19 protein-coding genes are annotated in these 20,797 nt (G+C 73.2%); 8 read left to right on the top strand and 11 right to left on the bottom strand.

Going from position 1 to position 20,797, the window contains the following annotated elements; translation table 11 throughout:
- Positions 1 to 95: 95 nt before the first annotated feature.
- Complete coding sequence (locus tag ABZS66_RS39125; protein ID WP_354766939.1) at positions 96 to 1,046, top strand: pirin family protein; 951 nt, start codon at positions 96 to 98, stop codon at positions 1,044 to 1,046.
- 13 nt (positions 1,047 to 1,059) lie between these two features.
- Here ABZS66_RS39125 and ABZS66_RS39130 read toward each other — a convergent pair whose 3' ends face one another.
- The 5 genes from ABZS66_RS39130 to ABZS66_RS39150 form a co-directional block, all read right to left on the bottom strand.
- Positions 1,060 to 3,951: an RICIN domain-containing protein gene (locus tag ABZS66_RS39130; RefSeq protein WP_354766876.1), complete on the bottom strand. Its 2,892-nt coding sequence runs from the start codon at positions 3,949 to 3,951 to the stop codon at positions 1,060 to 1,062.
- Between the two features lie 90 nt (positions 3,952 to 4,041).
- Positions 4,042 to 4,983 carry a hypothetical protein gene (locus ABZS66_RS39135; protein ID WP_354766878.1) on the bottom strand — a complete coding sequence of 314 codons (942 nt, stop codon included), beginning with the start codon at positions 4,981 to 4,983 and terminating at the stop codon, positions 4,042 to 4,044.
- Positions 4,980 to 5,480, bottom strand: a complete 501-nt coding sequence (locus ABZS66_RS39140) for a sigma-70 family RNA polymerase sigma factor (protein WP_354766941.1) — start codon at positions 5,478 to 5,480, stop codon at positions 4,980 to 4,982. Before ABZS66_RS39140 ends, ABZS66_RS39135 begins: the two co-directional genes overlap by 4 nt.
- Before the next feature lie 45 nt (positions 5,481 to 5,525).
- Positions 5,526 to 6,101 carry a hypothetical protein gene (locus ABZS66_RS39145; RefSeq protein WP_354766880.1) on the bottom strand — a complete coding sequence of 192 codons (576 nt, stop codon included), beginning with the start codon at positions 6,099 to 6,101 and terminating at the stop codon, positions 5,526 to 5,528.
- On the bottom strand, positions 6,101 to 7,117 hold the full coding sequence (locus ABZS66_RS39150; protein ID WP_354766882.1) for a potassium channel family protein: 1,017 nt from the start codon (positions 7,115 to 7,117) through the stop codon (positions 6,101 to 6,103). Before ABZS66_RS39150 ends, ABZS66_RS39145 begins: the two co-directional genes overlap by 1 nt.
- Positions 7,118 to 7,227: 110 nt before the next feature.
- On the opposite strand from ABZS66_RS39150, the gene ABZS66_RS39155 reads away from it, so the two are divergent.
- On the top strand, positions 7,228 to 8,394 hold the full coding sequence (locus ABZS66_RS39155) for a polysaccharide pyruvyl transferase family protein (RefSeq protein ID WP_354766884.1): 1,167 nt from the start codon (positions 7,228 to 7,230) through the stop codon (positions 8,392 to 8,394).
- Positions 8,391 to 9,806 carry an FAD-dependent oxidoreductase gene (locus ABZS66_RS39160; protein ID WP_354766886.1) on the top strand — a complete coding sequence of 472 codons (1,416 nt, stop codon included), beginning with the start codon at positions 8,391 to 8,393 and terminating at the stop codon, positions 9,804 to 9,806. The genes ABZS66_RS39155 and ABZS66_RS39160 overlap by 4 nt, the downstream gene beginning before the upstream one ends.
- A gap of 3 nt (positions 9,807 to 9,809) precedes the next feature.
- Here the strand turns inward: ABZS66_RS39160 and ABZS66_RS39165 are convergent, their stop codons facing one another.
- On the bottom strand, positions 9,810 to 10,523 hold the full coding sequence (locus ABZS66_RS39165) for a hypothetical protein (RefSeq protein WP_354766888.1): 714 nt from the start codon (positions 10,521 to 10,523) through the stop codon (positions 9,810 to 9,812).
- Positions 10,524 to 10,569: 46 nt separating this feature from the next.
- Here ABZS66_RS39165 and ABZS66_RS39170 point away from each other — a divergent pair, with 46 nt between their 5' ends.
- From ABZS66_RS39170 to ABZS66_RS39185, 4 genes are read left to right on the top strand one after another with little or no spacing between them, the layout of a single operon-like run.
- Positions 10,570 to 11,196, top strand: coding sequence for an FMN-binding negative transcriptional regulator (locus ABZS66_RS39170; RefSeq protein WP_354766890.1), 627 nt, complete (start codon positions 10,570 to 10,572; stop codon positions 11,194 to 11,196).
- Positions 11,197 to 11,239: 43 nt separating this feature from the next.
- Positions 11,240 to 12,265 carry a hypothetical protein gene (locus ABZS66_RS39175; protein ID WP_354766892.1) on the top strand — a complete coding sequence of 342 codons (1,026 nt, stop codon included), beginning with the start codon at positions 11,240 to 11,242 and terminating at the stop codon, positions 12,263 to 12,265.
- 26 nt (positions 12,266 to 12,291) lie between these two features.
- Positions 12,292 to 12,936 (top strand): 4'-phosphopantetheinyl transferase superfamily protein, encoded by a 645-nt coding sequence (locus ABZS66_RS39180; RefSeq protein WP_354766894.1) that lies wholly within the window; start codon positions 12,292 to 12,294, stop codon positions 12,934 to 12,936.
- Positions 12,937 to 12,940: 4 nt separating this feature from the next.
- Positions 12,941 to 13,507, top strand: a complete 567-nt coding sequence (locus ABZS66_RS39185) for an HD domain-containing protein (RefSeq protein ID WP_354766896.1) — start codon at positions 12,941 to 12,943, stop codon at positions 13,505 to 13,507.
- On the opposite strand, the gene ABZS66_RS39190 is transcribed toward ABZS66_RS39185, so the two are convergent.
- On the bottom strand, positions 13,495 to 14,892 hold the full coding sequence (locus tag ABZS66_RS39190) for a rhamnulokinase family protein (RefSeq protein ID WP_354766898.1): 1,398 nt from the start codon (positions 14,890 to 14,892) through the stop codon (positions 13,495 to 13,497). The genes ABZS66_RS39185 and ABZS66_RS39190 overlap by 13 nt on opposite strands.
- On the bottom strand, positions 14,889 to 16,886 hold the full coding sequence (locus tag ABZS66_RS39195; RefSeq protein ID WP_354766900.1) for a bifunctional aldolase/short-chain dehydrogenase: 1,998 nt from the start codon (positions 16,884 to 16,886) through the stop codon (positions 14,889 to 14,891). The genes ABZS66_RS39190 and ABZS66_RS39195 overlap by 4 nt, the downstream gene beginning before the upstream one ends.
- Positions 16,887 to 16,984: 98 nt before the next feature.
- Here ABZS66_RS39195 and ABZS66_RS39200 point away from each other — a divergent pair, with 98 nt between their 5' ends.
- A complete protein-coding gene (locus tag ABZS66_RS39200; protein WP_354766902.1) occupies positions 16,985 to 18,274 on the top strand; it encodes an RNA-guided endonuclease TnpB family protein in 1,290 nt (429 codons plus the stop codon).
- Here ABZS66_RS39200 and rhaI read toward each other — a convergent pair.
- From rhaI to rhaS, 3 genes are read right to left on the bottom strand one after another with little or no spacing between them, the layout of a single operon-like run.
- Positions 18,214 to 19,404, bottom strand: coding sequence for an L-rhamnose isomerase (gene rhaI, locus ABZS66_RS39205; RefSeq protein WP_354766904.1), 1,191 nt, complete (start codon positions 19,402 to 19,404; stop codon positions 18,214 to 18,216). The two genes, ABZS66_RS39200 and rhaI, sit on opposite strands and share 61 nt — an antisense overlap.
- Positions 19,401 to 19,724 (bottom strand): L-rhamnose mutarotase, encoded by a 324-nt coding sequence (locus ABZS66_RS39210; protein WP_354766906.1) that lies wholly within the window; start codon positions 19,722 to 19,724, stop codon positions 19,401 to 19,403. Before ABZS66_RS39210 ends, rhaI begins: the two co-directional genes overlap by 4 nt.
- A gap of 23 nt (positions 19,725 to 19,747) precedes the next feature.
- Positions 19,748 to 20,791 (bottom strand): rhamnose ABC transporter substrate-binding protein, encoded by a 1,044-nt coding sequence (rhaS, locus tag ABZS66_RS39215; protein ID WP_354766908.1) that lies wholly within the window; start codon positions 20,789 to 20,791, stop codon positions 19,748 to 19,750.
- Positions 20,792 to 20,797 lie beyond the last annotated feature (6 nt).

The following is a 20,797-nucleotide window of genomic DNA, read 5'->3' on the forward strand; positions in this document are numbered from 1 at the left end:
CCACGGTCGCCATGACAAATGCTCACACATCGGACAAAATGCCCCGCCGAGCGTGACCTTCCAGCGCGGCGCGGCAGAATCGATCCGTGAGCAACCTGGAAAGCCAGCCCGCCGAGGCGGCCCTGCCCGTCGAGACGGACTCCGCGCCCTGCGCCGAGCTGCTGGAGGGGCGCGACGTGCCCCTCGGCCGGTACACCGTCGTGCGGCGCTCCCTGCCCAACAAGTCCCGCCGTACCGTCGGCGCCTGGTGCTTCCTGGACCACTTCGGCCCCGAGGACATCACCGGCGGGCCGGGCATGCGCGTGCCGCCGCACCCGCACATCGGCCTGCAGACGGTGACCTGGCTGCTCAGCGGCGAGGTGCGCCACCGCGACAGCGTCGGCTCCGACCAGCTCATCCGCCCCGGCCAGCTCAACATCATGACCGCCGGCCACGGCATCGCCCACTCGGAGAACTCCCCGACCGAGCGCCCGCCGCTGCTGCACGGCCTCCAGCTGTGGATCGCCCTGCCGGACGGCGCCCGGAGCGGCACCCCGGCCTTCCAGCACCTCGCCGACCTGCCCACGACCACGCGCGACGGCGTCCGGATCACGGTGGCCGTCGGCGAGCTGGCCGGCCTGAGCTCCCCGGCCGTCGTGCACTCCCCGCTCGTCGGCGCCGACCTGCACCTGGCGGCGGGCGCCGCGACGACCCTCCCGGTCGACCGCGCGTTCGAGCACGCCGTCGTGGTGACGGAGGGCACCGCGACCGTCGAGGGCGTCGACGTGACCCCGGGATCCCTGCTGTACCTCGGCGCCGAGCGCGACACCCTCCGCATCACGGCGGCGCAGGAGGCCCGGCTGTTCCTGCTCGGCGGCGAGCCGTTCGAGGAGGAGCTCGTCATGTGGTGGAACTTCGTCGCCCGCTCCCACGACGAGATCGTCGAGGCCCGCACGGCCTGGATGACGGGACGGTTCCCGCCGGTCCCCGGGGGCGAGGATCCGCTCCCCGCCCCCGGCCTGCCGACGACCCGCCTGTTGCCGCGCCCGCGCTACCGGGCCGGCTGACGCGCAGCGCGGCTCACAGGAGGCGCCAGAGGTGGTCCGCGGTGCCGTTGTCGTCGAACTGGACCACCTGGGCGCTGTTCGCGGTCGACATGCCGTCGACGCCCAGCACCTTCATGCTGTGCTGGACCTGGAGGCGGAACCAGCCGCCGCCCGCGTCCAGCGGGCGCCACAGGTGGTCGGCCGAGCCGTTGTCGTCGAACTGCTGGACGCGGGCGCTGTTCGCCGCCGACATGTTCTCCACGGCCAGGAGCTTGCCGCTGTTCTGGTTCTGGATCTTGTACCAGCCGCCGCCCGCGTCGACCAGGCGCCACAGGTGGTCGGCGGTGCCGTTGTCGTCGTACTGGACCACGTTCGCGCTGTTCGCCGTCGACATGCCGGCGACGCCCAGGACCTTCGAGCTGTGCTGGTTCTGGATCCGCTGCCAGGCGATCGGCGCCGTGGTGCCCTCGACCCGCCACTCCAGGATGCCGGCCGAGACACCCGCCTTGAGCTGCACCGCCAGCCGCAGCGCCGACGTGGTGACCGGCGTGAACGTGACGCGGTTGAAGGTGTTGACCGCGGTGCCGTACGCGGACGCACCGGAGACCGGAGCCCAGGCGCCGCTCGCGGTGCGGTACTGCACCTGCCACGACTGCGGCGTGCGGCACTGGCCGAAGCCCGTGTCGTCGAACCAGTAGACGGACACCGCACCGGTCGTGACGGGCGAGGCGTAGCTGAGCTGCACCCACTCGGCCGTGCCCAGGTGGTCCCAGAAGGTCATCCGCGGGATCGTCGTGTCGGCCGAGCTTGACGGGATCCTGCCGTCGTTCAGCGCCGCCACCGAGTCGCCGCTCCAGCAGTGCGAGGCCGACGGGGTCGCCGGCAGCACCCAGTCGACGGCGTCGGGGCCGTCGCCGACCCGCGGGAACGTGGTGATCCGGACCCGCTGGGCGCCCATCGGCAGCAGGGTGACGGTCTCGTTCGGCTGCGTCGACCGGGCCGGCGACTGCTGCAGCGTGCGGACGATCCCCTCGGCGTCGGCCTGCCAGTTGACGATCTTCCGCGCGGTGACGGTGAGTGAGACCGGCGCGCCGTCGCGGGTGAACGGGTTCGCGGCGAGCGGGCCGGCCTTGCGGGTCACCGTCGCGCCCGGGTTGGCCGGGTCGATGAGCAGGCCGTAGTTCCACGGCGAGTCGGCGAACACCTCGTTCGCGGGCCACGCGTCGGTACCGCCGATGCGCCGCCACCGCTCGGCGATCGACAGCGAGAAGGTGAGCGGGCCGTTGTCGACGCTGACGGCGTTGCCGTTCTTCGCCCACGTGCGCACGGTGGTGCGCATCGGCAGCGTGACGGTCACCCGGTCGCCGTTGTTCCAGGCCTGGTCCACGACGACGAACGAGCCGGCCTCGAGGGTGCCGGTGACCAGGGCGCCGTTCACCCGCACCGAGGCTCCGGTGCTCCATCCGGGGATCCGCAGGTACAGCGGGAAGCTCACGCTCCCCGGCGTGCCCAGGGTCAGCGTGACCGTGTCGCCGAACGGGTAGTCGGTGTCCTCGGTGACGGTGACCGTGGTCGCGTTCGCCCCGACCTTCGCGGTGACCGACGACGCGCCGTACATCGCGGCGCACAGGCCGCGGTCCCAGGTGGCGAACCACAGCTCCTGCGCGTAGTACGGCCAGCCCATCCCGTAGTTGTGCGGGCAGCAGCGATAGTTGTGGATGCCCAGCAGGTACGCGAGCATCGGGAACCCGTTCTGGAACTGGCCCTGGGTCAGCGTGGCGTTCGTCAGCCCGATGCTGTTCGCGCAGGTGATGTAGTGGATGCCCTGCTGGGCCGGGTCGAGCGCGGCCGGCAGCGAGTTGAACGCCAGGTCCTCGCAGCGGTCCAGCCAGACGCCGTCGCCGGTCGTCCGGGCCAGCAGCTGGAAGCTGTGCATGAACTCGACGATCCCGCAGGTCTCGAAGCCCTGCCGGGGGTCGGTGTACCCGGGCCGGCAGTTCTCGTCGCCGGCGAAGCCGCCGCCGGGGAAGTTGCCGTAGAGGCCCATGACGGTGTCGTAGTCGCGGTAGGTGGCGGCCGGGTACTTCGGGTCGGGGTCGAGCAGGCCGAACTGGGCCGGCTCGCGGAAGCCCTGGGCGAGGTTCACGTTGTGCCAGTTCGGGATGCCGCTGGTGTAGTCGGCCGAACCAGCGTGGATCTTGCGGACCAGGTCGAGCAGCCACGTCTCGCCGGTGCGGTTGAACAGCCAGTAGACGCTGTCAATGTTGTCGCCCCAGCGCAACGCCGCCCAGCTGCGGTTGAACACGGCGGCCGGCTGGGCGTTCTGGAACTGGAAGTACCTGCGCATGAACGGCACGATGCGGGCGTCGTTGCTGTACTCGCCGAAGGACCGCAGCGCGTCGAGCAGCGGCATGTGCGGCCAGAAGTCCGGGCCGCCCTCCAGGGAGGTGCGCAGCGCGTCCGGGCCGAAGAAGCCGTCGCTCGCCTGGTTGGCGATGATGCCGTCGATCCACTGGCGGGCCAGGTTCAGGACCCGGGTGTTGCCGGTGACGTACCCCAGGTCGCCGAAGCCGCGCAGCCAGTACGGCAGCTCCTCCCAGGCGCCCTTGGTCCGGTCGACCCAGCCGCAGTTGTTCAGCTGGAGGTAGTCGGACACCTCCGGCATCCGCCCGCAGAGCCCGTCGGCCTCGATGTTGAGCTGTGTGCGCAGCCAGCCCCGCGGCTGCACCGCGCCCGGCGGGAGCTTGAGGAACGCGGTCGCCTTGAGCGGCGCGAGGTTGGGGGCGTAGTGGCCGCCCCGGGCGCCGGGCGTGACGGTCCTGGCGGTGCGCACTGCGGCCGACGCGCGGCTGCCGACGGCGGTGGACAGGGCGATCGCGCCGCCGGTCAGGGCGACACCGCTCGCAACGAACGTTCTGCGGTCCATGGACCGGGCTCCTTTGCTCCTGGCGGGGAACATCGAAGCTCGATTATGCGCGAATCGCGATCGATTATGAAAGAACTCGTTGGATTTTGTTCAGTCGTCGATGCCGACTGTGCGGTACCACCGCAGCGACCCGGCGACGGCGAGCCCGAGGCCGCCGGCCAGCGCGCTCGCCACGGCCCACCGGCCCCAGCCCGGCCCGGCCAGCACGCCCTCGCGGAACACGGCGGACTCGGCGAACCCGACCATCACCGCCAGGCAGGCCCCGGCGATCGCCACGACGATGTCGATGCGGCGGAACGCGAGCCCGATCCCGGCCGCGACCACGCCGGCGCCGGTGACGAGCGGCCAGAGCCGGGCCAGCAGCTGGGTGCCGAGCGCGTCGGCGGGCGAGGTGGCCAGCGCGGCGCTGTCGACGATCCAGGCGACGGTCAGCCCGCCGGCGACGACCGCGACGGCGACGAGCGCCCAGCGCCAGCGGTACAGCCCGGCGACGAGCACCGCGGCGACCAGCGCGCCGGCCCACCACCAGCCGGTCGGCGGGGCCGGGGCGGGAACGATCGTGCCGCGGACGATGCCGGGCTCCCGCCCGTCGACCAGCAGCGGCACGCTCCACGCGCGGGCCGGCAGCTCCCGGGCCCGCTCGTCGTGCCAGCGCACGACCGGCTCGGTGGCGATCGTGTGCCACTCGGGCGTGGCGGCCGCGTCGCCGCCGCGGGCGGTGCCGGTCAGCGAGCGGCTGGCGAACCAGGTCGGCGACCGGCGGTTCTCGTCGACGCCGCCGGGCCGCACGCGCAGGAACTCCTCGCCCTGCAGTCCGAGGACGGTGACCTGGCGACCCGACTCGTTGGTCAGCTCCAGCCGGGCCCCGCCCTCCACGGCGCGGACCGTGACGCCGGGCACCGACACCTCACCGACGACGACCCGGTAGTCCGCCGCGACCGGCGCGTCGGCACCGTGCGCGCTCGCCGGCCCGCACCACGCGAGCGCGAGCAGGAGGCCGGTGAGGACGGCGGCCGCGACCCGCCGGGTCATCCGGCGCGGGCGGCGGCGATCGCGGCGACCAGGTCGGCGCGGGCGCGGGCAACGCGGGAGCGGATCGTGCCGACCGGCACGCCCTCGATCTCGGCGGCCTCCGCATACGACACGCCGAGGACCTGGGTCAGCACGAACGCCACCCGGCGCTCGGCGGGCAGCGCGGCGACCAGGTCGCTGGTGGCGTGCAGGCCGGCGTGGTCGGCGGCGGTGAGCCGGTCGGGCTCGGCGACGACGCGGGCCTCGATCCGGCGGGAGCGCACGGCCGCGCGGACGTGGTCGGCGCAGGCGCGCCGGGCGATGGCGAGGATCCAGGTGCGGGCCGAGGCGCGGCCGGCGTAGTCGCGCAGCGACCGGAAGGCCCGCAGGTAGGTGTCCTGGGTGACGTCGTCGGCGGACGCGACCCCGACCAGGGCGGCCACGAACCGCCACACCTCCGGCTGGGTGGCCCGCACGAACGCCGCGGCGGCCGTCTCGTCCCCGCCGCGGGCCGCCATCAACGCCTCAGTCGCCGGGTCGCCCGCGTTGTCCACGCGGCGAGCCTAGCGCCCCGGCCTGGGAGGATCCTCCACACCCCGCCGCCTGCGGTACAGCCTGCGGTACACCAGGAACCCGGCACCGGCCGCGGCCAGCACGCCGGCCGTGATCCACAGCGGTGTGAGACTGCCGCCGCCCGGCGCAGCCGCGGCGGGCGCCGAGGTGGCGGTCGCCGGGACCAGGCACGCGACCTCCACCGGCGCCGGCGAGGCCGCGTCGGCCGCGACCGGGACGAGCGCCTGGCAGTGGCCGTCGACGGGGGCGCCGAGGTCGATCGAGACGCGCCACGAGCCGGGATCGAGGGTGCCGGTGTACGTCTGGGTGCCGCGCTCGTCGCCGGTCTGCCGCAAGGTCGCCGGCCCGACCGGCGCGGCGCTGCCGCCGGCCGGCGTCGCGGTCAGGGTCACCGGGGTCGGCTCGTTGATCGGGTGCCCGTCCTGCCACTGGGCGGTGATCCAGACCGAGCCCCGGCCGTCGGAATGGATCGTCACCGCGGCGCCGCCGTGCGCGGCCGCGGGCGCCGCGCCGAACACCAGCCCGGCGGCCACGACCGCGAGGACGGTTCCTGTGCGCCTCACCATCACGGCATCGCCGGCACGGCCTCCGGCCGGTCGTCGCGCACGTACACGACCATGTCGCCGGTCTGGATCGTGTGGCCCTCGGGGTCGGCCAGGGACAGCACCTTGCCCCGCCGGAAGATCGCGATGACCAGCTCGGTCAGCTCGCGCGGCGAGGAGCCGACCTCGTCGCGGCGGGCCGAGCGCATCGCCAGGGCCATGCCCTGGCCCGGGGTGAGCAGGTCCTCGACCACCTCGATGAGCGGCGGCGCGGTCGTCGACAGGCCGAGCAGCCGGCCGGCGGTCGCCGACGAGACGATGACGTGGTGGGCGCCCGACTGGCGCAGCAGCGGCGCGTTCTCCGCCTCGCGGGCCGCGGCGATGATGGACACCTTGCCCGACGTGAGCTGCCGCACGGTGAGCGTCACGAGCACCGAGGCGTCGTCGCTGTCGGTGGCGATGATCACCGCCCGGGCGTCCGCGACCCGGGCCTCCTTGAGCACGCCGGAGCGGGTGGCCGAGCCCTCGACGGTGACGAGGCCGTCGGAGGTCGCCTGGCGCAGCGCGCCCGGCGCCGTCTCGACGACCACCACCTGCGACTTGTCGAGGCCGTTCTCCAGCAGGGTGCCGACCGCGGCCCGGCCCTTGGTGCCGTAGCCGCAGACGATGACGTGGTTCTTCACGCGCCTCCTCCACCGCTGCAACCGGAGGTTGGTGCGGTACTGATCAGTCAGGACTTCGAGGGTGGTGCCGACCAGGATGATCAGGAACAGCACGCGGGCCGGGGTGATGACCAGGACGTTGACCAGGCGGGCCGACTCGGAGATCGGGGTGATGTCGCCGTAGCCGGTCGTCGACAGCGTCACGACCGCGTAGTAGAAGGCGTCGAGCAGCGACAGCCCGTCCTCGTTGACGTCCCGGTAGCCCTCGCGGTCGGAGTAGATCACGAGGACGATGGCGACGACCAGGCCGACCGCGAAGCCCAGCCGCGAGCTGATCGCCCGCAGCGGCCCCTGCCGCACCGCCGGGAAATGGATCACCGGACGTCCCCTGTCACCGCTGCGCTCACGAAATCCACCATAAGGGTCGGGTGTGGCGCCTCGCCCGGTGGGTAGATCGCACCACCCCACGCGGCGGAAGGAGGCGCGCGATGACCGAACACGGCCCCAGGGTGGGCGTCCTCGGCTCCTACGGCGGCTACAACCTCGGTGACGAGGCCATCCTGACCAGCTTGCTGGACGATCTGCGGGCCCGCCGGCCGGACGCCGACGTCCTGGTGTTCTCCCGCGACCCGGAGCACACCGCACGCGTCCATCCGGACGTCGCCGTCGCGCCCTGGGAGGGGGTGAGCCGCGACCGGACGGCCGAGGCGACCGGGCAGCTCGACCTGCTGGTACTCGGCGGTGGCGGCATCCTCTACGACACGGAGGCCCGCCGCTACCTGCGGGTGGTGCGCACCGCGCAGGAGCAGCGCGTGCCGGTGTTCACGTACGCGCTGGGTGCCGGGCCGCTGACCGAGGACCTCGACTGCGCGATGGCCCGGGACACGCTGGGCGCCGCCATGGAGGTCACCGTCCGCGACGAGGAGTCGCGGGTGGCCCTGGAGGAGGCCGGGGTGAACGCCCGGGTGACGGTGACGGCCGACCCGGCGCTGCTGCTCCAGCCGGAGGAGTTCAATGCGGCGGTACTGCGGGACTCCCTGCCACCCGGCCGGCGCGTCGTCGGCATGAGCGTGCGCGAGCCCGGCCGCGCGGCGCAGCACCTGGCCGCCGACGAGTACCACCAGCTGCTCGCCCACGTCGGCGACTACATCGTGCACCGGCTCGACGCGGCGCTGCTCTTCGTACCCATGGAGCGCTCGGACATCCGCCACGCCCACGCCGTGCTGTCCCGCATGACGGCGGCCGAGCACTGCCGGGTGCTGCACGGCGAGTACCGCCCGGGGCAGATCCTCGACCTCATGAAGCACCTGGACCTGGCCGTCGGCATGCGGCTGCACTTCCTCATCTTCGCGGCGCTCTCCGGCGTGCCGCTGCTCGCGCTGCCCTACGCCGGCAAGGTCTTCGACTTCGCGCAGCGCATCGGCGCGCCGGTCCCCCGCGGCGTGGTCCGCGAGGCGGCCGGACCGCTGCTCGCCCAGGTCGACCGGCTGTGGGACGAGCGGCCGCAGCGCACCGAGGACTCCGCGGCCCGGGTCGCGGCGCTGCGCCAGCGGGCCACCGAGACCGGGCGCCGGCTCGGCGCGCAGCTCGACCGGATCGCGCCGCGGCCGGTCAGCGTCGACGGGCCCCGGCCCGCCGAACGGGTGGCCTCATGACGGCACTCAGCTCGCCGTCGGGCCTGCCGAAGGTACAGCTGCCGCCCCGGTCCGCCATCCACGCCGGGCACACCGAGGTCCTGGTCGTCGGCGGCGGCCCGGCCGGGTTCGGCGCGGCCATGGGGGCCGCGGCCGCCGGGGCCGAGGTGGTGCTCGTCGAGCGCTACGGCTTCCTCGGCGGCAACGCGACCGCGGCCCTGGTCATGCCGCTCATGAGCTTCCACAACGAGATGAGACAGGCGGTCGGCGGCGAGGCCGGCCGCCTGTTGCCCACCGACCACGGCGAGGGCGAGCCGGTGGTCGCGGGCGTGCTGTGGATGCTGCTCGACCGGCTGGTCCGGGCCCACGGCGCGGTCCCGCCCAGCCCGGACACGGGCTACACGGTGCCGTTCGACCCCGAGCTGCTCAAGCTCACCACCTACGACATGCTCGCCGGCTGCGGGGTGCGGCTGCTGCTGCACTCGTTCGCCTCCGACTGCACCGCGCTGCCCGACGGCGGCACCCGGGTCGTCTTCGAGACCAAGTCGGGCCCGGTCGTCATCGACGCGGGCGTCGTCGTCGACTGCACCGGCGACGGCGACCTGGCCGCGGCGGCGGGCGCGCCGTACGAGATCGGCCGGCCCGAGGACGGGCTGACCCAGCCGATGACGCTGATGTTCCGGGTCGGCAACGTCGACCGGGACGGGTTCCTCGGCTACGTCCACGACCACCCGGACCAGTGGCGGGGCGTGCACGGCCTGTGGGACCTGATCCAGCAGGCCCGCGACGCCGGCGAGCTCGACCTGCCGCGCGAGGACATCCTGTTCTTCGCCACCCCCCACCCCGACGAGGTGTCGGTGAACTCGACCCGCTTCGGCGGCCTCGGCGTCAGCGTGTGGGACCTGACCCGGGCCGAGCTGGTGATGCACCACCAGATGGCCCAGATCGCCCGGTTCCTGCGCAACCGGGTGCCGGGCTTCGGCACCTCCTACGTCATCCAGAGCGGCGTGCAGGTCGGCGTCCGGGAGACCCGCCGGGTGCTCGGCGACTACCAGCTCACCGGCGAGGACGTGCTCGCCGCGCGGTCGTTCCCGGACGTCGTCGCCCGCGGCGCGTACCCGGTCGACATCCACAACCCGAACGGCCCGGGCACGATCCTGCGCCGCCTGCCGCAGGGCGCGTCGTACGACATCCCGCTGCGGACCCTCTTCCCCCGCGACGTGGACGGCCTGCTGGTCGCCGGCCGTTGCATCTCGGGCGATCACGTGGCCCACAGCTCGTACCGCATCATGCCCATCTCGATGGCCACCGGCCAGGCGGCCGGGGTGTGCGCGGCGCTGTCCGCCCGGACCGGCAAGGCCCCGCGGGAGGTGCCGGCCGAGCAGGTCCAGCGGGTCCTGCGCGCGCAGGGCGCGAGCCTCCCCGACCTCTGATTGTCAGGTCCGCTCGAACAGCAGTTGCTCGAGCTGCTCGTCGTCGAGTCGGCGGGCCGCCCAAGCCAGCTCGGCCAGGCCGGGGACCGGCTCGCCGTACGGCGGCCACCGGGAGCGCGTGGAGGGCTCCACGCCCGCCAGCGCCACCAGGTCGCCGGGGGCGATGCCGAGCAACCACGCGAAGGCGTCGACGAGCGACTGTTCGAGGTGTGTCCGGCCGCCCAGCGCCATCCCGTAGGTGGACGTCGACAGGTAGGGGCCTCCGGCGTGCATCAGCGCCGCCATGTCGATGCGGACGTTGCGGTTGTCCAGGAGCCGGTGGATCACCTCGCCGGGGACGGGCACGCGGGCGCGGGGGGTCCACGGCTCCGGGTGCGCCGCCCGCCGGTCGGGCATGGCCTCGATCCGGCGGAGCGTCTCCGCGACACCCCGGCGGCCGCGGTGCACGAGGTGGTTGACCCGCCAGGGCCCGGTCAGCCGGGCCGGCGCCAGGTCGGCGGGCAGTGCCTGGCCGGCGGCCACGAGCAGGTCGGCGGCGTGCAGGCCGAGCGCGGGGGCGAGCCGCCGCAGCAGCGCCGGGTCGGGCTCGGCGCCGGCGAGGACCGCGTCGAGGCTCCGGTCCGGCACGTCGGCGGCGGCGGCCACGGCCTCCGGCGGCGTGCCGCGGTGCTCCAGCAGCCGCGCGAGGCGTTGCGCAAAGGGCGGCACCAGCTCCACCCACCGACCCTAAGCGCACGGTCCGCGGCCCGCCTAGACTCGGGCGGTGCTCGTGCATCCCTGGGACGCGGCCGCCACCGACGAGGAGTGGCGGGGGTTCCTGCGTGAGCAGGACTTCGGGCAGCTCGTCGCGCCGGGCCGGGGCCGGGACCTGCCGGTCGTGGTGCCGACGCACTTCACGTTCGACGGCGACGCCACCGTGTGGCTGCACCTGGCCCGGCCCAACCCGGTCTGGCCGCTGCTGGAGGAGCACCCGCGGGCCCTGCTCAGCGTGATCGGCGACTACGTGTACGTGCCGTCGGACTGGAACGCCAACCCCGGCACGGAGGTGACGCGCGGGGTGCCGACGTCGTACTACGCCGCCGTCCAGCTCGCCTGCGACGTGCGCATCGTCGACGACCGGGCGGAGAAGGCGGCGCTGCTGCAGCGGCAGCTCGGGCACTTCCAGCCGGGCGTCGGGCGCGAACCGGTCACCGAGGCGGACCGGCTGCTGCCGGGCATCCGCGGGATCGAGCTGACCGTGACCTCGGTCACCGCGAAGTTCAAGTACGGCGGCAACAAGACGCCCGGGCACCGGCAGGAGCTCGCCGCGCGGCTGGCCGGGCGGGGCGGCCCGCTCGACGCGGCGGCCCGCGCGCACCTGCTGCGGCGCATCGATCCGGCCGATTCCTGAGAACGGGGCTGTGCGGACCGTCCCGATGCGTCAGGATCGATGAATGGCGACCACCGTTACCGAACGCACCAGTGCGACCCGGCCGGTCTCCACCGGCCGGCGTGACCTGATCGTCGCCCTCGCCACGCTGTGGCTGACCGGCGGGCTGTTCCTCGACGGCTGGGCCCACTCGCACGTGCCCGAGCTGGAGACGTTCTTCACCCCGTGGCACGGGGTGCTGTACAGCGGCTATGTGGTGCTCGCCCTCACCCTCGTGCCGGCCGCGCTCTGGCGGGGCCGCCCGGTCGGGCCGGTCCGCGACTGGTTCCCGCCCGGCTACGGCCTGGGGATCCTCGGCGCGGTGCTGTTCGCCGTGGGTGGCGCGATCGACATGACCTGGCACACGCTGCTCGGCATCGAGGTCAACCTGGAGGCGCTGCTCAGCCCGCCGCACCTGCTGCTGCTCACCGCCGGCTCGCTGATGATCGCCACCCCGGTGCGGGCCGCCGCGGCCCGGGGCGGCGCGCCGGGCGGCCTCCCCGCCGACCTGCCGGTGCTCGTCAGCATGATCAGCGCGACCGCCGTCGCCGCCTTCTTCCTCGACTACCTCTCGCCGTTCACCGACGCGCCGTCCGCGTCGACCGGGTTCGGCGGGCAGGCGTTCGGGATGGCGCAGTACCTCGCCTACTCGGTCCTCATGATCGTCGCGACGCTGTTCGTGTGGACCAGGCTGGGCCGCGTGCCGGCCGGCCTGATCACCCTCGTCGTGGCGGCCGCCTCGGTGCCCAACGGGGTCTTCGGCGACTTCGAGAACCTCTCCTCGCAGCTGTACCCGCTCATCGGGGCGGTGGTCGCCGACGCCGCCGTGCAGTGGGTCGCCGCGACCCGACCCCGGCTGGTGCCGCTCGCGATCGGGGTGCTGATCCCGCTGCTCGTCTGGCCGACCCACCTCGTCGGGGTCGAGGTCTCGCTCGGCGTCGGCTGGACCGAGGAGCTGTGGAGCGGCGTGGTCGTGCTGTGCCTGCTCGCCGGCGCGGTCCTCGGCGGCCTGTTCCTGCCCAGGGCGGGGGCCGATCGCGACCATGCGTGACACGCCGATCCGGGCCCGGAGCGGCCGTGGATGACCTGCTGCCCGGGTTCGTCGCCGTCGAGGTGGCGGGCGCGGCCGACTTCGAAGGCGAGTTGCTGCCGGCCGAGGCGGCCCACCTGAGCCCGCGCGCGGTGGCCGGCCGCCGCCGCGAGTTCACCGCCGGCCGGGTCGCCGCCCGCCGCGCCCTGGGCCGGCTCGGCGTGGTCGGCCACCCGCTCACGGCGGACAACCGCGCGCCGGTCTGGCCCCGCGGCACCACGGGCAGCATCACGCACACCGCCGGCTACTGCGCCGCCGCCGTCGCCCGCACCCCGGACGTGCGGGCGGTCGGCATCGACGCCGAGCGCCGCACGATCCTGCCGGCCAACGTGCGCGCGTCGATCTGCCTGCCCGAGGAGCTGGAGTGGTGCGCCACCCGGCCGGGCGAGGACTGGTGGCCGGCCGTGCACTTCAGCGCCAAGGAGGTCGTGTACAAGCTGTGGTCGCCGATCGTCGGCACCTGGCTCGACTTCCACGACGCGCGGCTCACCATCGACGTCGAGACCGCGACGTGGACGGCCCGCATCGACCCGCGCCGCCTCGACACGTCGCCCGGCGCCCCGGACCGCTTCACCGGCCGCTTCCATGTCGCCCCGGACCTGGTCCGCAGCGCCGGGGTCGTGCCAGCCTAGAACCATGCTCGACGACGCCCTGCAAGCGCCCGGCCCGCGGCCCCTGCCGGCGACCGTCGAGGACCTGCTGCGCGCCGAGCACGCCCCGCCCCGCCTCGCCGCCCACCTGCGCCAGGTCCACGACGTCGCCTGCGACCTGCTCGACCGGCTCGCCGAGGAGGTCCCCGAGCTGGACGTCGACCGGCCGGCGGTGGCGTTCGGCGCGGCGACCCACGACATCGGCAAGGCCCGCCACCCGGAGGAGCTGACCGGCCCCGGCTCCCGCCACGAGGCGACCGGCGAGCGGCTCCTGCTCTCCTACGGCGTGCCCGCCGACCTGGCCCGCTTCGCCGCCGTCCACGGCGACTGGGACCGCCCGGACGCGACGGTCGAGGAGCTGCTCGTCACGGTCGCCGACAAGGTCTGGAAGGGCCGCCGCGAGCCGGACCTGGAGCAGCGCGTCACGATCGCCGTCGCGGCCGCGACGGGCCGCGAGCCGTGGGACGCCTTCCTGCTCCTCGACGACCTCCTGACCCACCTCGCCGAACGCGCCGACGAACGCCTCGCCTTCCAGGCGGCCTACCCCGTGTAACGGGGTTCGTAGCGGCGGACCGGCTGGGTCTCGCGGAGCAGCGCGCGCATGCCGGCCAGGGACGGGTCGACCAGGCCGAGGGCGCGGGCCTGGACCAGGACGTTGCCGAGGGCGCCGGCCTCGACCGGGCCGGCGAGCACCGGCAGGCCGCAGGCGTCCGCGGTGAGCTGGCACAGCAGCTCGTTCCGCACGCCCCCGCCGACCAGGTGGACCACGTCCACGGCCCGGCCGGAGAGGCGCTGGGCGTCCTCGACCGCGCGGCGGTACGCCAGCGCCAGGCTGTCCAGGATGCACCGCGTCATCGCCACCGGGTCGGCCGGCACGGGCTGGCCGGTGGCGGCGCAGGCGGCGGCGATGCGGGCCGGCATGTCGCCCGGTGCCAGGAACGCCGGGTCGGTCGCGTCGACGACGCTGCGGCCGGCCGGTGCCGCGGCCGCGCCGGCCAGCAGGCCGTCCAGGGTGACGCCGGCACCGGTCGACGCCCAGTGCCGCAGGCACTCCTGGAGCAGCCAGAGGCCCATGACGTTGCGGAGGAGCCGGACGGTACCGTCGACGCCGATCTCGTTGGTGAAGCCCGCATCGCGGGACTCGTCGGAGACGACCGGGCGGTCGAGCTCCACCCCGACGAGCGACCAGGTGCCGCAGGAGATGTAGGCGAAGCGCTCCCCCTCGGCCGGCACGCCCGCCACCGCCGACGCCGTGTCGTGCGAGGCGACCACCGTCACCAGGGTCTCCTCGGCCAGCCCGGCGTCGGCGGCGACCGACGGCAGCAGCGTGCCGGCCGGGTCGCCGGGCCGCCACAGCGGGGGCAGCAGCCCGGCCGGGAGGCCGAGGCGGTCGAGCAGCGGCTTCGCCCAGCCGGTGCCGCCCGCCGCGAGCAGGCCGGTCGTCGAGGCGTTGGTGAGCTCGGCCCCCTGTGCGCCGGTCAGCCAGTACGTGATGAGATCCGGGATCAGCAGCAGCCGCTCGGCCGCCGCGAGCTGCGCCGTCCCGCGCGCCGACGCCAGCTGGAACACCGTGTTGAACGGCTGGAGCGCGATCCCGGTCGCGGCGTAGAGCTCCGCCGCCGGCAGCGACTCCATGACGCCGTCGGTGCGGGCGTCGCGGTAGTGCACCGGGTTGCCGAGCAGCCGGCCGTCGGCGTCGAGCAGGCCGTAGTCGACGGCCCACGAGTCGACGCCCACGCTGGCGACCGGGCCGGCCCGGCGCAGCCCGTCGAGGATCCCGCCGTACAGCTCGAGGATGTTCCAGTGCAGCGTGCCCTGGACCCGCACGGGCGTGTTGGCGAAGCGGGCGCTCTCCGTCAGCGCGACCCGGCCGGGCCCCACCTCCGCGGTGATGACCCGGCCGCTCGATGCCCCCAGATCGACGGCGGCGATTCTCATCTGAGGAACGCGGCCGCGACGCCGGCGTCGACCGGGACATGCAGGCCGGTCGTCTGGGACAGGTCACCGCCGGTCAGGGCGAAGACCGCGTCCGCGACGTGCTCGGGCAGCACCTCCCGCTTCAGCAGCGTGCGCTGCGCGTAGAAGGCGCCGAGCTCCTCCTCGGGTACCCCGTACACGGCGGCCCGCTGCGCGCCCCAGCCGGACGCGAAGATGCCGGAGCCGCGCACGACGCCGTCGGGGTTGACGCCGTTGACCCGGATGCCGTGCCCGCCGAGCTCGGCGGCGAGGAGCCGCACCTGGTGCGCCTGGTCGGCCTTGGTCGCGCCGTAGGCGACGTTGTTCGGCCCGGCGAAGACCGCGTTCTTGCTGGCGATGTACACGATGTCGCCGCCGAGCCGCTGGGCGATCATCGCCCGGGCCGCCTCGCGGGCGACCAGGAACGAGCCGCGGGCCATGACGTCGTGCTGGAGGTCCCAGTCGGCGGCGGTGGTCTCCAGCAGCGGCTTGGAGATGGACAGGCCGGCGTTGTTGACGACCAGGTCGACCCCGCCGAACGCGAGCGCGGCGGCGTCGACGGCGGCGCGGACCGCGTCCTCGTCGGTGACGTCGACGGTGACCGGCACGGCCACGTCGGTGGAGCCGAGCTCGGCGGCGACGGTCGCCGCGGCCTCCGCGTCGCGGTCGGCGACGACGACGCAGGCGCCCTCGGCGGCCAGCCGGTGCGCGATGGCCCGGCCGATGCCCGAGCCGCCGCCCGTCACCAGCGCGATCCGCGTCGCAAGCGGCTTCGCGCGAGGCATGCGCCGCAGCTTGGCCTCCTCCAGGGCCCAGTACTCGATGCGGAACTTCTCCGCCTCGTCGATCGGCGCGTAGGTGGAGACCGACTCGGCGCCGCGCATCACGTTGACGGCGTTGACGTAGAACTCGCCGGCGACCCGGGCGGTCTGCTTGTTGGCGCCGAACGAGAACATGCCCACGCCGGGCACGAGCACGATCGCCGGGTCGGCGCCGCGCATCGGCGGCGAGTCCGGGGTGGCGTGGCGCTCGTAGTAGGCCGCGTACTCGGCCCGGTAGGCGGCGTGCAGCTCGCGGATGCGTTCGGGCGTTCCGCCGCCCGGGTCCAGGACCAGCGGGCGGACCTTGGTGCGCAGGAAGTGGTCGGGGCAGGAGGTGCCGAGCGCGGCGAGCCGGTCCAGGGCCTCCGAACCGGCGAAGTCGAGCACGACGTCGTCGTCCCGGAAGTGCCCGACCTGCCTGATGTCGGTGGACGCCAGCCCGCGCAGCACCGGCATGAGCGCCGCGGCCCGCTCCCGGCGGTCCTCCAGCGGCGCGGTCACCACAGCCCCGAACGGGTCGGGCCGGCCCCGCGACGCCAGGAACTCGGTGGCGACGCGGATGATTTCGAGGGAGTTCGCCTCGCACTCGTCGGACGTGGCGCCCCAGGCCGTGATCCCGTGCCCGCCCAGGATGACGCCGATCGCCTGCGGATTGGCGCGCTGGACCGCCGCGATGTCGAGGCCGAGCTGGAAGCCGGGACGGCGCCACGGAATCCACAGGACGCGGTCGCCGAAGCACTCCTTGGTCAGCGCGGGACCGTCCGCCGCCGTCGCCAGGGCGATGCCCGCGTCGGGGTGCAGGTGGTCGACGTGCGCCGCCTCCACCAAGCCGTGCATCGCGGTGTCGATCGACGGCGCCGCCCCGCCCCGGCCGTGCAGGCAGTAGTCGAACGCGGCGACCATCTCGTCCTCGCGCTCGACGCCGGGGTACACGTCGACGAGCGCCCGCAGCCGGTCGAGCCGCAGCACCGCCAGCCCGCCGGCCGTGAGCGTGCCCAGGTCGCCCCCGGACCCCTTCACCCACAGCAGGTCCACCGGTCCGCCGGTCACCGGGTCCGTCGCCGTCCCCTTCGCGGAGGTGTTCCCGCCGGCATAGTTCGTGTTGCGCGGATCGGCCCCGAGCCGGTTCGACCGCGCGATCAGTTCGTCCGTCATCGAACGCCTTCCGTGAATTTCCTGCATCGAGACACATTTGAAGTCGGGCTTGGCGTGGCTCCACGAACCCGGGACTGCAACGCGCTATTTTCCGGTCCGTGGTTGCCGCCGTGACACGCACGTTCCGGTACCGCTGCTATCCCACCGATGCGCAGGCCGCCGAGTTGACGAGGACCTTCGGCTGCGTGCGCAAGGTCTACAACATGGCGTTGGCCGCTCGTATCGAGGCGTGGAAGCTGCGCCAGGAACACGTCGGCTACACGGCCAGCTCGGCGATGCTGACGGCTTGGAAGCGGACGGACGAGCTGGCGTACCTCAACGAGGTGTCGAGTGTGCCCCTGCAGCAGGCGCTGCGACATCTGGAGTCCGCGTTCACAAACTTCTTCGCCAAGCGAGCCCGCTACCCGCGGTTCAAGACCAAGCGCAGGTCCCGAAGCGCGGCCGAGTACACCAGCCGGGCATTCCGCTACCGCGACGGGAGGCTGACGCTGGCGAAGATGCGTGAGCACCTCGACGTCGTTTGGTCGAGGCCCTTGCCCGAAGGGGCGGAGCCGTCCACCGTCACGGTCAGTCGGGACGCCGCCGGGCGATGGTTCGTCGCGGTGCGATTTCACGACCGCCATGTGGTTCCACCGCATGCTGACGGCGGTGCTGTCGGCATCGACGTCGGCATCCACCACCTCATCACGTTGTCGACCGGCGAGACGATCGAGAATCCGAAGCACGAACGTCGCGATCGGGCCCGCCTGGCCCGTGCTCAACGTTCGGTTTCGAGAAAGGTCAGGGGCGACGGCGCGAACCGGGCCAAGGCACGCCAGCGGGCCGCCCGTATACACGCTCGCATTGCTGACCGTCGCCACGATCATCTGCACAAACTGACCACTCGACTCGTGCGTGAGAACCAAACGCTGGTCGTCGAGGACCTGGTCGTCCACAACATGGTCAAGAACCACCACCTTGCCCGTGCCATCTCCGATGCCGGCTGGCGGCAGTTCCGCACCATGCTCGAGTACAAAGCCAACTGGTACGGCCGCACGGTGCTCGCAGTGGACCGCTGGTTTCCCAGCTCGAAGCTGTGCTCGAACTGCGGTGAGACCACCGACCGGATGCCCCTCGCCCTGAGGGCGTGGACGTGCCCGTGCGGCGCAAAGCACGATCGCGACGTGAATGCCGCGAGGAACATCCTGGCCGCCGGGCTGGCGGTGTCGGCCTGTGGAGCTGACGTAAGACCTCAACAGGGATCCTCCCGGACGAGGCGGCCGGCGGTGAAGCAGGAAGCCCCTCGGGTGACCGAGGGACCCTCCCGCCTTCGGGCGGGCGGAGGAGGTCAAGCTCCCCAGCCAGCCTGTGTGCCGCCCACGCGCTCGGCGCGGATCTTCTCGAAGTAGCCGGACCGGCGGTACGCGCCGATCGGGTCCGGGTCCAGCCCCAGGTCCTCGCGGACCTCGCGGAGCAGCGGCCGGACGTCGGTGTTGTAGGCGTCCATGAGCGCCTCGTTGGCGCCGAGCACGTCGCCCTCGTCCTGCGCGGCCCGCAGCGCCGCGTGGTCGACGAGCAGCGCCTTCGCGGTGGCCTCCTGCACGTTCGTCACCGAGCGGATCACGGCCGGGATCTTCGGCTCGATGTTGTGGCACTGGTCGAGCATGAACGCGATGCCCTTGTACGCGCCGCTGCCCGACACGGCGTCGGCCAGGACGATCTCGTGCATGATCCGGAACAGCTGGAACGGGTCGGCGGCGCCGACCATGAGGTCGTCGTCGGCGTAGAAGCGGGAGTTGAAGTCGAACCCGCCGAGCTTCCCGGCCCGCAGCAGCACCGCGACGATGAACTCGATGTTGGTGCCGGGCGCGTGGTGGCCGGTGTCGATGACGACCTGGGCCCGGTCGCCGAGGGCGATGCAGTGGGCGTAGGCGGTGCCCCAGTCGGGCACGTCGGTCATGTAGAAGGCCGGTTCGAAGAGTTTGTACTCCAGCAACATCCGCTGGTCGTCGCCGAGCCGGGCGTAGGTCTCGGCGAGGGCGTCGGCGAGGCGGTCCTGGCGGGTGCGGACGTCGTCCTGCCCGGGGTAGTTGGTGCCGTCGGAGAACCACAGCTTCAGGTCGCGGGAGCCGGTGCGGTCCATGACGTCGATGCACTCGAGCAGGTGCCCGATCGCCTTGCGCCGCACGCCCGGGTCGGGGTTGGTCACGCTGCCGAGCTTGTAGTCGTTGTCCTGGAAGACGTTGGAGTTGACGGTACCGAGCGCGACGCCGAGCTCGCGGGCATGGCGGGCCAGGTCGGCGTAGTCGTCGACCAGGTCCCACGGGATGTGCAGGGCGACCGTGGGCGCGACGCCGGTGAACCGGTGGACGGTGGCCGCGTCCGCGAGCTTCTCGTACGGGTCCCTGGGCACGCCCTCCTGCGGGAACACCTTGAACCGGGTGCCCGAGTTGCCGTACGCCCAGGACGCCGTCTCGATCCGCTGGCCGCGCAGCTGCGCCGCGACACGCGCCCGCGTCTCCGGGGCGAGCTCAGTCATTGCAATGCTCCAAGCTGGTGCTCCAGGTTGAACACCTCGTCGAGGACGACCAGGTGTCGCCCGCTGATGAAGAAGTCGGCCATCTCGGCCTCCCACCGCGCGGACACCTCGGTGGCGTCCATGGCGGCCTGCGCGGCGGCGAGGTCCTCGGTGAGGAGGGTGCCGACGAGCAGGCCGTCGTCGCGGAGGAAGAGCTGGTAGTCGTGCCAGCCGGCGGCGCGCAGTGCCCTGAGCATGTCCGGCCAGACGTGGACGTGGCGGCGCCGGTACTCCTCGAGCCGGTCCGGTTTGACCTGGAGTGTGAAGCAGACCCGGCGCACGCCACTGCCCCTTTCCTGACGGATCAGAAGTTGAACTGGTCGATGTTGTCGGCCTTGAAGGTGAACGGGTCGCCCAGCAGTACCGTGGCGTCCTTGCCCACCGTGAACTCGCCAAGCTTGCCGGCGGTGAACTTGTCGCCCTCCTTGCCCGAGATCAGGCCGGACGCGAGCGAGGCGCCCGCCCAGGCGGCGAGGTAGCCGAGGTCCGCCGGGTTCCACAGCGCGAACGCCTTGACCGTGCCGTCCTTGACGTAGGCGCGCATCTGGTTCGGGGTGCCGAGGCCGGTGAGCTGGACCTTGCCCTTGTACGTGGAGCCGGACAGGTAGCGACCGGCGGCGGCGACGCCGACGGTGGTCGGCGAGATGATGCCCTTGAGGTTGGGGTGCTTGGCCAGCAGGCCCTGGGCCTCCTGGAACGACTTCTGGTCGTCGTCGTCGCCGTAGACGGTGTCGACGAGCTTGAGCTTGCTGTACTCCGGCTTGGCCAGCTCCTGCTTCATCATCTCGATCCAGGCGTTCTGGTTCGTCGCGTTGGCCGTCGCCGACAGGATGGCGATCTCGCCGCCGTCGGGGCCGATCGCGTCGGAGATGAGCTTGATCTGGACCTTCGCGATGCCCTCGGAGGTGGCCTGGTTGATGAACAGGTCACGGCACTCGGGCTTGGTGTCGGAGTCGTAGGTGACGACCTTGGCGCCGGCCGCGCGGGCCTCCTTGAGGGCGCCGCAGATGGCGTCCTTGTCGTTGGCCGACACCGCGATGACGTTGGTGCCCTGCTGCGACAGCGTGTTGATGTAGCTCACCTGGGCCGACGGGCTGGCCTCGGACGGGCCGGTCTCGCTGTAGACGCCCTTGAACTCCTCGACCGCGACCTTGCCGCCCTTGTTGTCGGAGGTGTCGAAGTACGGGTTGTTGACCTGCTTGGGCAGGAACGCGACCTTCAGGCCGCTCTTGATGCCGCCCCCGCCGGTGCCGCCGCTGCTGCCCGACGACGGGGTCTCGTCCTCGGCGCAGGCGGTGGCGGTGAACGCGAGCGCGGCCGCGACCGCGAGTGCGATGACCTTTCGCATGCTCAT

The sequence above is a fragment of the Dactylosporangium sp. NPDC005572 genome, from assembly GCF_040605515.1.
Classification (GTDB): Bacteria; Actinomycetota; Actinomycetes; order Mycobacteriales; family Micromonosporaceae; genus Dactylosporangium.

What these genes read in the sequence shown, in the direction of transcription:
- ABZS66_RS39195 (WP_354766900.1), bottom strand. Translation starts at nt 16,886, where the DNA reads ATGACGGACGAACTGATCGCGCGGTCGAACCGGCTCGGGGCCGATCCG.
- ABZS66_RS39160 (WP_354766886.1), top strand. Translation starts at nt 8,391, where the DNA reads ATGACGGCACTCAGCTCGCCGTCGGGCCTGCCGAAGGTACAGCTGCCG.
- ABZS66_RS39145 (WP_354766880.1), bottom strand. Translation starts at nt 6,101, where the DNA reads ATGGTGAGGCGCACAGGAACCGTCCTCGCGGTCGTGGCCGCCGGGCTG.
- rhaS (WP_354766908.1), bottom strand. Translation starts at nt 20,791, where the DNA reads ATGCGAAAGGTCATCGCACTCGCGGTCGCGGCCGCGCTCGCGTTCACC.
- rhaI (WP_354766904.1), bottom strand. Translation starts at nt 19,404, where the DNA reads ATGACTGAGCTCGCCCCGGAGACGCGGGCGCGTGTCGCGGCGCAGCTG.
- ABZS66_RS39175 (WP_354766892.1), top strand. Translation starts at nt 11,240, where the DNA reads ATGGCGACCACCGTTACCGAACGCACCAGTGCGACCCGGCCGGTCTCC.
- ABZS66_RS39190 (WP_354766898.1), bottom strand. Translation starts at nt 14,892, where the DNA reads ATGAGAATCGCCGCCGTCGATCTGGGGGCATCGAGCGGCCGGGTCATC.
- ABZS66_RS39155 (WP_354766884.1), top strand. Translation starts at nt 7,228, where the DNA reads ATGACCGAACACGGCCCCAGGGTGGGCGTCCTCGGCTCCTACGGCGGC.
- ABZS66_RS39185 (WP_354766896.1), top strand. Translation starts at nt 12,941, where the DNA reads ATGCTCGACGACGCCCTGCAAGCGCCCGGCCCGCGGCCCCTGCCGGCG.
- ABZS66_RS39130 (WP_354766876.1), bottom strand. Translation starts at nt 3,951, where the DNA reads ATGGACCGCAGAACGTTCGTTGCGAGCGGTGTCGCCCTGACCGGCGGC.
- ABZS66_RS39140 (WP_354766941.1), bottom strand. Translation starts at nt 5,480, where the DNA reads ATGGCGGCCCGCGGCGGGGACGAGACGGCCGCCGCGGCGTTCGTGCGG.
- ABZS66_RS39135 (WP_354766878.1), bottom strand. Translation starts at nt 4,983, where the DNA reads ATGACCCGGCGGGTCGCGGCCGCCGTCCTCACCGGCCTCCTGCTCGCG.